We start from the raw sequence: 14,076 nt of genomic DNA on the forward strand, positions 1-14,076 counted from the left end.
CCGGAACCTGCGGCGCAGATTGTCTCCATGACGGTGCAGCCGCCTGCCCGCCACAACGCTTCGGAGGCCGACATGACCTACAAGACCATCCTCGCCGTGCTGCAATCCAAGGCCGATGCCGGCCGCGTGCTCGATTGCGCGCTCCCGCTTGCCGACCGCTTCTCCGCGCACCTGATCGGCGTCCATGCGGAGGCGATTCCGGTTCCTTACGTCACGCCTATGGGTTTTCCGGATACCGATTTCATCGCAGCCAGCGCAGAGCAGAACCAGCAGCGCAGCGAAGAAATCAAGACGCTGTTCGACACCCGCGCCGGCCGCGAAGGCGTTTCGTTCGAGTGGCAGGCGATGGAGAACGTGTCGGGCGACAGTGCGGTGAGCGCGCTCGTTGCCGCGCGCGCCAGCGACATCATCATCGTGCAGCAGGCCGACCCGGACGGTAATTCCGGTTCGCACGCCAATGTCGAGACCCTGCTGTTCGAGAGCGGCCGCCCGGTCCTGTTCGTGCCCTATGCAGTCTCCGTGAACTCAAATTTCAAGAAGGTGCTGGTCGCCTGGAACGGCACCCAGCAGGCCGCCCGCGCAACCTTCGACGCCCTGCCCTTCATTAAGCAGGCCGATGAGACTGAAATCCTCTTACTCGACGCAACGGATTCTGCACAGCAGGATGGCGCCATGGCCGGCGTCGACATCGCTGCGGCCCTTGCGCGCCACGGCGCCAACGTCACCTTCGCCAGCCAGGCGTCGGGCGGTGTCGGCGCCGGCGAGGCGATCGAGAACCGCATCGCCGAGACAGGCGCGGAACTGCTGGTGATGGGCGCCTACAGCCAGTCCTGGCTGAAGGAATTCTTTTTCGGCGGAGCGACCCGCACGTTGCTTGAGTCCATGCCCGTCGCCACGCTGATGTCCCGCTAGGGCATGTCTCCCGAAAGTGGGTACCGGTTTCGGGATCAAGACATGCACAAAAACAAAAACCTGAAGCGCGTCGCATGAGTCCGTTTGGACGCGACACGCGCTAGGGCAATTGCAGCAGGCTGAGCAGCGGGCCCCGCCTGTCGAAGCGCCCGCTGCTCCGGTTCTACTTCTTCTGGTTGCCCGCAAACGCAGCCGTCACCCCGAGCCCGATGAAGACGACACCGCTGACGTAGCGCTCGGCCTTCAGATAGCCCGGGCTCTGCTTGAGCCAGTTGCCGATAGACCCTGCGGCGAGCGCGTAGCAGCCGTCGGTCACCATGCCGATCAGCGTGAACAGCAGGCCGAGCACGGCAATCTGCATGCCGACATGGCCGCGTTCCACCTCGACGAATTGCGGCAGGAAGGCGAGGAAGAACAGCGCCGTCTTGGGGTTGAGCAGGTTGACGATGAACCCTTCCCGGAAGAGCCGCAGGTTGTCGCGCTTGGGAAGCGTGCCGTTCTCCGTGCTGACGGTCTCCGCGCGTCCGAAAATCTTGCGCAGGCCGATCCAGATCAGATAGGCCGCACCGGCATATTTGACGATGCTGAAGGCGAGCGCCGACGAGGCCAGGATTGCCGACAGGCCGATCGTCGCGGCAAACACATGCACAAGTGTCGCTGTGTGTATGCCGAGGATCGAGACGATGCCGGCCATCCGTCCCTGCTCGACCGAGCGCGCGAAGATGAACAGCACTGCCGGCCCCGGTACGATCAGCAGCACCAGTGCGGCAGTGAAGAACAGGCCGAGATTGGCGGCCCCAGGCATTACGATTTCCATGGCGGGTCCCTCAAAGATCAGGCACGCAGCAAGCCCCACATTCAAAGGCGCTGTCAATTACGCTTTTGCGTCTGTTGTCGAAGCCAGAGATCGCTTGCCAAGGGCGCGGCTTTCCGGCTAATCCCGGGTGCATTCCACGCGAGCCGGAGTGCGTTCATGTCCCTTCCCGAAAAGGCCTTTCCCGTTTCCTGGGACCAGTTTCACCGCGACGCGCGCGCGCTTGCCTGGCGGCTGGCCGGCATCAATGGCGATTGGAAGGCTATCGTGTGCATCACAAGGGGCGGCCTGGTGCCGGCGGCGGTGATTTCGCGCGAGCTCGGCGTTCGCCTGATCGAGACGGTCTGCATCGCCTCATATCATGACTACACCGAGCAGGGCGAACTGAGGGTCCTCAAGGAGATCACCCCTTCTCTGCTGGAAAACGAGGGCGCGGGCGTCCTCATCGTCGACGATCTGACGGATACCGGCAAGACCGCTGCGATCGTGCGTGCGATGATGCCAAAGGCGCATTTCGCCGCAATCTACGCCAAGCCCAAGGGCCGGCCGATGATCGACACCTTCGTCACCGAGGTCTCGCAGGATACGTGGATCTATTTCCCGTGGGATATGGGCTTCACCTACCAGAAGCCGATCGCCGAGAACCCTCGCGCCTGAACGAAACCTGTTCGAAGCTTGTGCGAAACTTGCCGCGCCGCCCTATTTCGGCGGCGTGAAGCTGCATTTTTATCCAACCTTCATATTTTCTCCTTTTCTTCTATATAATTGCAGGCAAACTTTTTGAGACGGCAAACGATCTCCCGGGGTTTCGGTCAATGATCATCAGCCACGGCACACGCAAGCAGTTGACGGAGAGCATTCGCCGCTTCTTCGGCGGCATGCCGTGTCGTGTGCAGGTGGCGGCCCTGCCATGGCGCCGGACCGAGGATGGCCGTTTCGAGGTCATGCTGGTTACGAGCCGCGGCACCGGCCGGTGGGTCCTGCCCAAGGGCTGGCCGGAAAAGCGCGAGGAACCTCAGGAAGCAGCCGCGCGCGAAGCCGCCGAGGAGGCAGGCGTTTCCGGCGCTATCTCTCGCCATGAGGTCGGCCGCTTCTATTACGGCAAGATGCTGCCGTCCGGCATGGAATGGCGCTGCGAGGTGCACGTCTTCCCGCTGGAAGTCGATCAGGTGGCCGACAAATGGCCGGAGCGCAAGAAGCGCACTCGCCGCTGGTTCCGGCCACAGGATGCCGCGAGACTCGTTCAGGAAAAGGATCTGGGCGAACTGATTGCGGATTTCGGCGTTAATCCACGAAAATCTGCCGCCTGACGGCGCATCGCGCGATACGGCGCTTGTGATGCACCACATCGTTGCCTAAGCGATCGGGGAACGCAAATGACCGTCGGCAGGCGGCCATGGCCGAGCCTTGGGAACGATTATGAGCAACAGCATCGCTGAAGCGCGCAAGGAAACGCTCGACAAGGATCTCGACAAGCTTGTGCATGTCGAGGAAGCCACGAGCTTCGTTGCCCGTGGCCTCGTCGCGCCCGGCCTTGGCCTGCTGTTTCTGGCGCTGACCGCGATCGTCGCATCCTTTTTCGTCATCGGCGAGCCGCGCGGCGTCATCATTATCGCTGCGGCGGCCATTGGCGGCTACATGGCGCTCAACATCGGCGCCAACGACGTTGCCAACAATGTCGCCCCGGCCGTCGGCGCGAAGGCCCTCAGCCTGGGCGGCGCGCTTGCCATCGCCGTGGTTTTCGAAAGTGCGGGCGCGCTGATTGCGGGCGGCGACGTGGTCGGCACGATTGCTGGCGGCATCGTCAATCCGTCAGCCATCGGCGATCCGGCCGTCTTCATCCGCCTGATGATGGCCGCCCTCATCTCCTCGGCCTTGTGGATCAATCTGGCAACGTGGATCGGCGCGCCGGTTTCCACGACCCACTCGGTGGTCGGCGGCGTGGTCGGGGCAGGCATAGCGGCTGCGGGTATTGCATCCGTTCAGTGGCCGATGTTGGGCAACATCGTCCTGAGCTGGCTCGTCTCGCCGCTGCTTGGCGGCATCATAGCCGCCGCGTTTCTTGCCTTCATCAAGACGGCGATCATCTATCAGGACGACAAGATCGCGGCCGCACGGCGCTGGGTGCCTCTGTTGATCGCTGTGATGGCCGGCGCCTTCGCCGCCTATCTCGCCACCAAGGGGCTTCGGCGCGTTATCAGCCTGTCGGGCCTGCATATTGCCTTGCTGGGCCTCGCAAGCTTCGCGCTGACCTGGGTGGTCTTCAACGTTACCGTTCGCCGTCAGTCCGAGACGATGGAGAACCGCAACCAGTCGCTGCGCAAGCTGTTTTACGTGCCGCTGATCTGCTCGGCGGCGCTTCTGTCCTTCGCTCACGGCGCCAACGATGTCGCCAATGCCGTTGGCCCGCTGGCAGCGATCGTGCACGCGGTCGAGGACAATGAATTCGGGTTCGCCGTTTCGATCCCGTTCTGGGTGATGCTGATCGGTGCCGCCGGCATCTCCTTCGGCCTTGTGCTGTTCGGCCCCAAGCTCATCCGCATGGTCGGCGACCAGATCACGAAGCTGAACCCCATGCGCGCCTTCTGCGTGGCTTTGTCGGCGGCGCTCACCGTTATCGTCGCCTCGTGGTTCGGCCTGCCGGTCAGCTCGACCCACATCGCCGTCGGCGCGGTCTTCGGCGTCGGCTTCTTCCGCGAATGGTACACCGCCAACTCGAAACGCCGCCGGGCCTACATGGAACGCAAGGTTGAGCGTCTGCGTGCCGAGCGCAACGGCGGGGTCGACGCCTCGGCCGGCCCCGACGATCAGGAATCGGAAGCCACGGACGATCTCGAGGATACCGGCCCGCCCGTCTCGCGCGAAGAGATCAATCGCCGCCGTCTGGTGCGCCGTGCCCACGTCACCACCATCGTAACCGCCTGGGTCACGACTGTGCCAGCCGCTGCACTTCTGGCTGCGGGCATTTTTCTGATTCTCGACGTCATCGCCTGATCCGGCGATCCGCAACCTCGGCCCTGGGGAAAAATCCCTTGCCGTAACGGCATGTGGAGTGGCCAAAATGCCGCTGAACCGCGCGGCAGCGGTGCTACGGGACGGCAAGCCGGCAAATCGCTTCTCCCCGCTATCCACATTCTCCCACACAAGATGTAGGGGTCATAAAACTTACAGAAACGAGTTCTTGACGGCACGGTGCGAGTCGCTTTTTATGGGCCATGCGCTCCTGTTGAGGGCGCGGCCGGAAAGTTTCGAGCCTGGCCGTTTTTTCCAGATTTGTTCCTGTTTTCGAGGGTTCGGCCGTTGTCGCGGCGGCCGACCGGCATGCGTTTCGCACGCTGCCGGACAAGCGACATGGGCGCTGTGCCGTGAGTGGTTAAATCATCTGTTAACGCTATATTTAGTGTTTGCACCCACACTCGGCACTAGATAATGTGAATTGTCGGGAACGCGTTTCACCGACGAGAATCACAGACAGGCGTCAGGAGACGGGGCCCGCCAAGGGGCGTTCGAAGGTTGCGGAAGCCGTTCGCGGCATCGTCGAACCGGAAGCGTTTCGCGGTAGGGGAGAGTCGTCATCAGCAGCGATGGCGGCAGGCGGCGGACTTGTGTCAGGAGATTGCGGCGCACGCGGTGCGTCGGCGGTCGAAAGGCACTATATTTAGACCATAGGGACCAGAAGAAGATGCGCATCGAACGTCGTTTCACCAAGGCTGGCCAGTCGGCCTATGCGGAGATCGAATTCCGCAAGGCTGTCAGCGAGATCAAGAACCCCGACGGCTCGGTGGTTTTCCGCCTCGCCGACATCGACGTTCCTGCGCAGTTCAGCCAGGTCGCCGCCGACATCCTGGCGCAGAAATATTTCCGCAAGGCCGGCGTGCCCGCGCGCCTTAAGAAGGTCGAGGAGAACGACGTCCCCTCCTTCCTGTGGCGCTCGGTCGCCGACGAGAAGGCGCTGGCCGACCTGCCCGAGGACGAGCGCTACGGCTCGGAGACCGATGCGCGCCAGGTCTTCTCCCGGCTCGCCGGCACCTGGACCTACTGGGGCTGGAAGGGTGGCTATTTCGCCTCCGAGGATGACGCGGCCGCCTTCATGGACGAGCTCGCCTACATGCTCGCCACCCAGCGCGTCGCACCCAACTCGCCGCAATGGTTCAATACCGGCCTGCACTGGGCCTACGGCATCGACGGTCCCGGCCAGGGCCACTATTACGTCGACCCCTTCACCGGCAAGCTCACCAAGTCCAAGTCGTCCTACGAGCATCCGCAGCCGCATGCCTGCTTCATCCAGTCCGTCGGCGATGACCTCGTCAACGAGGGCGGCATCATGGACCTGTGGGTGCGTGAGGCGCGCCTGTTCAAATACGGCTCCGGCACCGGCTCCAACTTCTCGCATCTGCGCGGCGAAGGCGAGAAGCTGTCGGGCGGCGGCAAGTCGTCGGGCCTGATGAGCTTCCTCAAGATCGGCGATCGCGCCGCCGGCGCCATCAAGTCGGGCGGCACCACGCGCCGCGCCGCCAAGATGGTCGTGGTCGACGCCGACCACCCCGACATCGAGGCCTATATCGACTGGAAGGTGAACGAGGAGCAGAAGGTCGCCGCCCTCGTCACCGGCTCCAAGATCGTGCGCCAGCACCTCACCGCCATCATGAAGGCCTGCGTCAACTGCGAGGCCGACAATGGCGACTGCTTCGACCCGGCGAAGAACCCGGCTCTCAAGCGCGAGATCAAGGCCGCCAAGAAGAACGCGGTGCCCGAGAACTACGTCAAGCGCGTCATCCAGTTCGCACGCCAGGGCTACACCCAGATCGAGTTCAACACCTACGACACCGACTGGGACTCCGAGGCCTACCTCACCGTCTCCGGCCAGAATCCAACAACTCCGTCTCGCTGAGCGACGACTTCCTGCGCGCCGTCGAGAATGACAGCGACTGGAACCTGATCCGCCGCATCGACGGCAAGGTCCACAAGACGCTGAAGGCGCGCGACCTGTGGGAGAAGATCGGCTACGCCGCATGGGCGTCCGCCGATCCGGGCCTGCACTTCAACACCACCATGAACGACTGGCACACCTGCGTGTCGGCCGGCGCGATCCGCGCGTCGAACCCGTGCTCGGAATACATGTTCCTCGACGACACGGCCTGCAACCTCGCCTCGATCAACCTTCTGACCTACCGCAACGCCGACGGCACCATCGACATCGCCGCCTACGAGCACACCGTGCGCCTGTGGACCATGGTGCTGGAAATCTCGGTGATGATGGCGCAGTTCCCGTCGTGGAAGATCGCCAAGCTCTCCTATGAGTACCGCACGCTGGGCCTCGGCTTCGCCAATATCGGCGGTCTGCTGATGACCTCCGGCATCCCCTACGATTCCGACGAGGGCCGCGGCATCTGCGCCGCGCTCACCGCGCTGATGACCGGCGTCGCCTATGCCACCTCGGCCGAGATGGCGAGCGAGCTCGGCGCCTTCCCCGAATACCCGGCCAACGCGCTGCACATGCTGCGCGTCATGCGCAACCACCGCCGCGCGGCTTACGGCGAGGCCGAGGGCTACGAGAAGCTCGCCGTCAACCCGGTGCCGCTCGTCGAGGACCACGTGCCGCAGAAGGAACTGGTCGAGCATGCCCGCGCGGCCTGGGACAAGGCGCTCGACCTCGGCGCCGAATATGGCTACCGCAACGCCCAGGCGACCGTGATCGCGCCCACCGGCACGATCGGCCTCGTCATGGACTGCGACACCACCGGCATCGAGCCCGATTTCGCGCTGGTGAAGTTCAAGAAGCTCGCCGGCGGCGGCTACTTCAAGATCATCAACCGCGCCGTGCCGGAGGCCCTGCGCACGCTCGGCTACGGCGAGGCGCAGATCGCCGATTGAGGCCTATGCCGTCGGCCACGGCAACCTCAACCAGGCGCCGGGCGTCAACCCGTCGACGCTGAAGGCCAAGGGTTTCGGCGACGAGCAGATCGCCGCCCTCAACGCCGCGCTGGGCTCTGCCTTCGACATCAAGTTCGTCTTCAACAAGTGGACGCTGGGCGAGGATTTCTGCCGCGACGTGCTCGGCTTCACCGATGCCCAGCTCAACGACTTCGCCTTCGAGATCCTGCCGGCACTCGGCTTCTCGAAGAAGGAGATCGAGGCCGCCAACATCCATGTCTGCGGCGCCATGACGCTCGAGGGCGCCCCGCACCTCAAGGACGAGCACCTGCCCGTCTTCGACTGCGCCAACCCCTGCGGCAAGATCGGCAAGCGCTATCTGTCGGTGGAGAGCCACATCCGCATGATGGCGGCCGCCCAGCCCTTCATCTCCGGCGCGATCTCCAAGACCATCAACATGGCCAACGAGGCGACCGTCGAGGACTGCAAGGAAGCCTACATGCTGTCCTGGAAGCTGGCGCTCAAGGCCAACGCGCTCTACCGCGACGGCTCCAAGCTTTCCCAGCCGCTCAACGCCTCGCTGATCGAGGACGAGGATGACGACCAGGACGAGCTGATCGAGGAGCTGGTCGCAGCGCCTGCCGCCGCAAGGGCGGTGCAGGTGACGGAGAAGATCATCGAGAAGATCGTCGAGCGCGAGGTGCGTTCGCTGCGCGAGAAGCTGCCGAACCGGCGCAAGGGCTACACGCAGAAGGCCGTGGTCGGCGGTCACAAGGTCTATCTGCGCACCGGCGAGTTCGACGACGGCCGCCTCGGCGAGATTTTCATCGACATGCACAAGGAAGGCGCCGCCTTCCGCGCGATGATGAACAACTTCGCCATCGCCATCTCGCTCGGCCTGCAATATGGCGTGCCGCTCGACGAATATGTCGAGGCCTTCACCTTCACCAAGTTCGAGCCGGCCGGCATGGTCCAGGGCAACGACGCGATCAAGAACGCGACGTCGATCCTCGACTACGTCTTCCGCGAGCTGGCGATCTCCTATATCGGCCGCAACGACCTCGCCCATGTCGACACGTCGGATTTCTCCAACACCGCCCTCGGCCGTGGCATCAACGAAGGCAAGGCGACGCCCTTCTCCAAGGGGCTGACCCGCGGCGCCTCCCCGGTCAAGCTGGTCTCCAGCGTTGCCGGCGGCGGCTCCGAGCCCAAGGGCCAGGCCGGTGGGCAGGCCCCTGCCCCGGTCCGCGCCGCCCCGGTCGCCGCGTCCGGCTCCAACGTGCGGGCGATCTCGTCCGCCTCGACGGTGACGGCGCTCAAGCCGCTCACATCAGAGCAGCGCGAGGAAGCCACCGCCTTCAAGCGCGACTATGAGGAGCGCGCGAAGGAACTGGCCGAGGAAATCGCCGTCGAGGAAGGCGCGACCGAAACCGAAGCCCTCTTCACCGACGCGGCCGCCAAGGAAGCCGGCGAAGCCAAGGCGCTCGCCGCCGAACGCCGCCAGAAATCGATGATGCAGGGCTACACCGGCAATTCCTGCTCGGAATGCCAGAACTTCACCATGGTGAGAAACGGCACCTGCGAAAAGTGCGACACCTGCGGAAGCACAAGTGGCTGCTCCTGATCCGCACACGAACGCAATGAGCTAACGCTTCGGGCCCGGTCGCAAGATCGGGCCCGAAGTGTGTTGGGGAGCGTTTAATGTTGTTTCGCGGCCCAAGCAGAGTGGCTGCTACGGGTGGAAAACGGAATGTCCGCTTCTAGGCGGCAGGTTTGGTAAAGAGGTCAGTGGACCTCGATATTTGGACCTCGAAAGTCGGCATAGTCTGTGTGTCAGTGAACGAAGCCCGGATCTGCGATCGATACCTATTGGCGTTTGGTATTTGTCATCTTACATTCTTGATATTGTGGGGGAGTGATTGCTTTGGACGAAAAGGAAATCGAGCGCGAAGCGTCCGTTGATGCTGTTTCGGCCACGCCGACCGTAACGGTAGAGTGAAGCGGCCCCCAAAATCCCCGGACAGGGACCCACCCTTATGTAAGAGTGAGTCTTATGACCGACATTTTGACTAACATCATTGAAGAGAGGCCGGTCCGTGCCGAGATTTTGAAGGGCCCGGAGCGGCGGCGTCGGCGGACACCAGCCGAGAAGATGCGGATTGTCGAGGAGTCCTATGCACCTGGCGTGACGGTGAGCCTTGTGGCGCGCCAGCACGGCATCGCGCCTAACCAGCTGTTCACGTGGCGGCGGCTCGCAGCCCAGGGTGCGCTGACGGCCGCCGGCGCTGGCGAGGAAGTGGTGCCGGCCTCCGAGTATCGAGCCTTGCAAGCCCAGGTACGTGAGCTCCAGCGCCTGCTCGGCAAGAAGACGCTGGAAAGCGAGATTCTCAAGGAGGCGCTCGAACAGGTGAACCCAAAAAAACAGATGCTGCGCACGGTGTCGTTGCCGAAGGACGGTTTGCGATGAGCGCGGTGGCCGAGACATTGGGTGTCGCGCGCTCGAACCTGGCCGAGCGGGCGGCCGGACGCCCCTCACAGCGCAGAGGCCGCCCGCCTCTTCCGGAAGCGGAACTGGTCGAGGCGATCAAGACCATCATCGCCACCATGCCGACCTACGGCTACCGCCGCGTCTGGGCGATTCTGCGCCGCAGCGCCGAGGCCGAAGGACATCCCGCTCCCAACCACAAACGGGTTTACCGGGTCATGCGTGTCCATGGCCTGCTCCTCGAACGCCATGCCGGCGGCATCGAGCGTCGCCATGACGGGCGCATCGCAGTCGAGCACTCCAATCTGCGCTGGTGTTCCGACGGCTTCGAGATCGGCTGCGATAACGGCGACAAGGTGCGCGTCGCCTTCGCCCTCGACTGTTGCGACCGCGAAGCCATGGGCCATGTCGCCACCACGCAAGGTATCAAGGGAGAGGATGTGCGCGATCTCATGGTCACCGCCGTCGAGCACCGCTTCGGCCTCGTCAATCGGCTGCCGCAGCCCATCGAATGGTTGAGTGATAACGGCTCGTGCTACATCGCCGGCGACACCCGCAGCTTCGCCAGCGAGATCGGCCTGCTGCCGATCACCACCCCTGTCGAAAGCCCGCAGTCGAATGGAATGGCCGAGGCCTTCGTGCGCACCTTCAAGCGTGACTACGTCCGCGTGAACCCCTGTCCCGACGCCGAAACCGTCATCGACGCCCTTCCAGACTGGTTCCGCCATTACAATACTCTTCACCCTCACAAGGCGCTCGGCTATCGTGCGCCCCGCGAGTTCATCGCAGCACGTTCAACCCGGTGATCCCTGTCCGGTCTCTTGGGGGCAACAACATAGAGCCGCCAACACTGGATGCTGCCGCGAACGAGGTGCAGGAACTCAAACAGGCAAACGACATCGTCAGTGCGGTCGCATTCGTGGCCGATATACCCGAAACCGGATATGACGCGGCGCTAGCTGAGAGCCAGCCATCGCTCACAGTGGTGGATACCAGATCTCGCCGCGCTCGCGTCTGGACGCGTCTCGAGTCGATCACCGTCCGCAACTTCAAGGCCACGCTGGAGGCTGTAATTCCTCTTGGGTTGGTGACTATTCTGGTCGGGCCCAACGGATCGGGGAAGTCGTCGGTTCTCCAGGCGGTGCATTGGGCTGCCCGAGCTGCCAGCTACGTCGCACCGAAGAACACGAAAGAGATGATTTCTTTCGAGCGACTGGACTACGTGCCTTCTAGCGAGCCATTACGTACTGCGCACAAGAGCGAGTTAAAGACGGATACGGCCTCGACGCCGGTTGAGGTCGTTTTCACTCATGTGTCAGCAGGAGAAGAAAAGGCGCAGGCCAGCATCAAAATTCGGGCTGCACGAAACCGTGGTGGCATCACGGCCTATATGGAAGGCGGCAACACCGTCACTCCCTACAAGCAGCGTTTTCAGTTCATCACCACTTACATTCCCGGACTGGCGGGACTGTCCGAGCGTGAGAGCATTCTTGCGCAGCCATCGCTTCGTCGACAGGCGGCGAGCGGTGACGCTGGGGGAGTGATGAGAAACATACTCCTCAATCTGCGTAGCCGCCGGTTGAACGATCCCGATGAGTCGGCTGGCATCGAGCGTCTTAAAAGGCTGAACCAATATGTCGCTAAGGTGCATCCAGGGATCACTGTCAACGTCTCCTTCGACGAACGTGAGGACTATCATATCTCGGCGACCTACTCGTCACCGGGCCTCGACAGCCAAGACCGGCCATTGGAAACTGCCGCCACCGGGCTGCTTCAGGTCATCCAAATCTTCGCTTACCTAATTTTGTTCGAACCGAAGATAATGCTCATCGATGAGCCCGATGCCCACCTCCACCCAGATAAGCAGGAACGCTTGATTGAAACATTGGAGTCGGCCGCTGCGGAAACCGACACCCAGATCATTCTGACGACGCATAGCCCACACATAGCGCGCGGCGCGAGTCCGGCAGCGAAGCTGGTCTGGATGAACGAGGGTAAGGTCGAGACCGATGATGGTGAAGCCATCCGTCGCTTACTTGGCTGGGGTGGGCTAGACAAGGCGGCGCTGTTCTTCGTCGAGGATGAAGACGACACAGCACTGAGGGCGATCCTCCGGCAGTGGCCCGCGCTGGCTAGGCAACTCGCCGTTTGTCGATGCTTTGGTATCGACAATCTTCCTAAGGACAAGCTGTTGAGCGGGCTGCTTGTCGATGGTGAGCTTAAAATCAAGGCCATCATTCACCGCGACGGCGACTTTATGACGAGCGCCGAAGCTGGAATGTGGGCGGATCGGTTCAAGACCGATGGCACCTTCCCATGGGTGACGGCCGCGAGCGACGTCGAGGCTTACTTTTGTGCGGCAGACTATCTCTCTGCTTTATACGGCGTCCCAGTCGAAACTGCAGAGGAATGGCGAAGCGTCGCCGCAGCGAGAATCTCGAGGGCGAAGGACACGTTTTTGGACAAGCGTAAGCTAGTCAACCGGGAGCTTTATCCCGACGGCGGTTCTCCTAACTCAGTGGCGCTTTGGAATGATGCCGGCGGTGCGACGCCTACGACTGTTAAGGGCAAGAAGTTGCTGGGCCAACTGAAAGTGGTAGTGAAAGAGTCTGGACAAGACGACAAGTTGCTAAACACCTATCGAATTCCTGCCGGGGTCGAGGTCGCGACAGACCTAAGGATTCTTTTAGAGGCGTGCCTCGGGTCAGCGGCGGAGCAGGGAAGCTGAGCGCAGATCCTATAGGGCATCGTCTGGTACGCAACCCGGCCCAAAAATTGCCAGTCGGCTAATAACTTTGGCTCTGTCCCCCATGGAACCTAGTAGATCCAAGTTTCGGGTGGCGGTCGGCGCTTCCTGAACGACCGAAATGGAAGCTTAAACGGTCATCGCGCCGCCCCTCATGCCACCATATGTCCCAAGCCCCACACCATTTAATCCATCTCCTCCTGGAAAGCCAGCTTATCCCTCCAGCATCGCCTTTCATCTCATCGGTTGCTCCCCCACACAGCGCAAGTACATCTTCCCAATATCCCGGGAGAACGACCTTTCCCACACCGCAACGACAGCGCTCCGGCACCGAAAGACCTCCCGAGGCCGGCGGTGCCGCACCCACGTCGGAAAACTTATCCACGCCCCTCCAGACCCGCACGATCCTGCCCGACCGAGCGGAGGGCACGATGGACTGGAATGCTGCGATCGAGACGAACCGCGAGGCGCTCAGGCGGGTGCTCGCCATGCTCGTCGCCATGGTGGGAAGCGGTCCGCTTGGCGGAACGAAAAGTCCCGAAACGGGCTTGTCGGGCGAACGAACGCCCGAGGCCATGGCCGGGGCTCGCCCCACTTTGCCCCGCTATCTCCACCGCGCGGTGCTTGCCCTGCTGCGCCCGGCGGAAGCGGCCGCGCGGCGGCTGGTCATCATCGTCGCGCGCGATCTCGCAGCACCGCCCTCCGCGCCACGCCTTGGAAGGCGGTCCGCCGCACGCGGCGGCGCAGCCGTTGCGGCACCCCGGCACACACGCCCGCTCTGCCTGCCGCTCTTCGATCCGCTGCCGCGCTGGAACCGGCGTCACCGCCCTGCTGCGGCCGGCATGCCCCGCATCTCGTTTCCCGGCTTCACCACGCCGCAGCCCATCCCGCATCCCCCGAACGATTTCGACAGGGTCGGCGCCACCCGCCTCGCCGCGCGGCTTGCAGCACTCGGCCGCGCCCTTGACGACCTGCCGCGACAGGCGACCCGTTTCGCGCGCTGGCGCGATGCCCGCGACGTGCGGCGCAGGCGCCTCGAAACCGGCGCGTCCCGCCGCATCGGCCGCGTCTCGGCACTGCGCCCCGGCCGCCCGCCCGGCCTGAAACCCGCCCGCCGCGACGGGTGGGCGCACGAGGTCCACGCGGTGCTGGACACAGTCCACGGCTTGGCGTTCTGGGCGCTGGAGCCGGCCGACACCTCATGACGCGCGGCAGCGGCACTCGATACCCGCCGGCACGATCACG

11 protein-coding genes are annotated in these 14,076 nt (G+C 63.2%); 10 read left to right on the forward strand and 1 reads right to left on the reverse strand.

Annotated elements, in window-relative coordinates:
* Positions 1-72 precede the first annotated feature (72 nt).
* Positions 73-912 carry a universal stress protein gene (locus HK436_RS17705; protein WP_173191881.1) on the forward strand — a complete coding sequence of 280 codons (840 nt, stop codon included), beginning with the start codon at positions 73-75 and terminating at the stop codon, positions 910-912.
* Positions 913-1,075: 163 nt separating this feature from the next.
* On the opposite strand, the gene HK436_RS17710 is transcribed toward HK436_RS17705, so the two are convergent.
* Positions 1,076-1,717, reverse strand: a complete 642-nt coding sequence (locus tag HK436_RS17710) for a LysE family translocator (protein ID WP_244649027.1) — start codon at positions 1,715-1,717, stop codon at positions 1,076-1,078.
* Positions 1,718-1,885: 168 nt separating this feature from the next.
* Here HK436_RS17710 and gpt point away from each other — a divergent pair, with 168 nt between their 5' ends.
* From gpt to HK436_RS17745, 9 genes are all read left to right on the forward strand, one after another.
* Positions 1,886-2,383, forward strand: a complete 498-nt coding sequence (gpt, locus tag HK436_RS17715; protein ID WP_173191885.1) for a xanthine phosphoribosyltransferase — start codon at positions 1,886-1,888, stop codon at positions 2,381-2,383.
* A 158-nt stretch (positions 2,384-2,541) separates the two neighbouring features.
* A complete protein-coding gene (locus tag HK436_RS17720) occupies positions 2,542-3,036 on the forward strand; it encodes an NUDIX hydrolase (RefSeq protein ID WP_173191887.1) in 495 nt (164 codons plus the stop codon).
* A 109-nt stretch (positions 3,037-3,145) separates the two neighbouring features.
* Entirely contained in the window at positions 3,146-4,720 is a 1,575-nt protein-coding gene (locus tag HK436_RS17725) for an inorganic phosphate transporter (RefSeq protein ID WP_173191889.1), read from the forward strand.
* 688 nt (positions 4,721-5,408) lie between these two features.
* Complete coding sequence (locus HK436_RS31510) at positions 5,409-6,617, forward strand: ribonucleotide reductase barrel domain-containing protein (protein ID WP_244649029.1); 1,209 nt, start codon at positions 5,409-5,411, stop codon at positions 6,615-6,617.
* Positions 6,557-7,600: a ribonucleotide reductase barrel domain-containing protein gene (locus tag HK436_RS31515; RefSeq protein ID WP_244649224.1), complete on the forward strand. Its 1,044-nt coding sequence runs from the start codon at positions 6,557-6,559 to the stop codon at positions 7,598-7,600. The genes HK436_RS31510 and HK436_RS31515 overlap by 61 nt, the downstream gene beginning before the upstream one ends.
* 178 nt (positions 7,601-7,778) lie before the next feature.
* Complete coding sequence (locus HK436_RS31520) at positions 7,779-9,224, forward strand: ribonucleotide reductase barrel domain-containing protein (RefSeq protein ID WP_312860628.1); 1,446 nt, start codon at positions 7,779-7,781, stop codon at positions 9,222-9,224.
* Positions 9,225-9,653: 429 nt separating this feature from the next.
* A protein-coding gene (locus tag HK436_RS17735; RefSeq protein ID WP_173191891.1) for an IS3 family transposase occupies positions 9,654-10,891 on the forward strand; the annotation gives its coding sequence in 2 pieces (ribosomal slippage) (positions 9,654-10,005 and positions 10,005-10,891; 1,239 coding nt in all).
* A gap of 65 nt (positions 10,892-10,956) precedes the next feature.
* Positions 10,957-12,813 carry an ATP-dependent nuclease gene (locus tag HK436_RS17740; RefSeq protein WP_206680536.1) on the forward strand — a complete coding sequence of 619 codons (1,857 nt, stop codon included), beginning with the start codon at positions 10,957-10,959 and terminating at the stop codon, positions 12,811-12,813.
* A 449-nt stretch (positions 12,814-13,262) separates the two neighbouring features.
* Complete coding sequence (locus HK436_RS17745; RefSeq protein WP_173191893.1) at positions 13,263-14,036, forward strand: hypothetical protein; 774 nt, start codon at positions 13,263-13,265, stop codon at positions 14,034-14,036.
* The last annotated feature ends 40 nt before the right edge of the window (positions 14,037-14,076 follow it).

Origin of the sequence: Neoaquamicrobium sediminum (assembly GCF_013240295.1) — a bacterium.
Lineage (GTDB): Bacteria > Pseudomonadota > Alphaproteobacteria > Rhizobiales > Rhizobiaceae > Aerobium > Aerobium sediminum.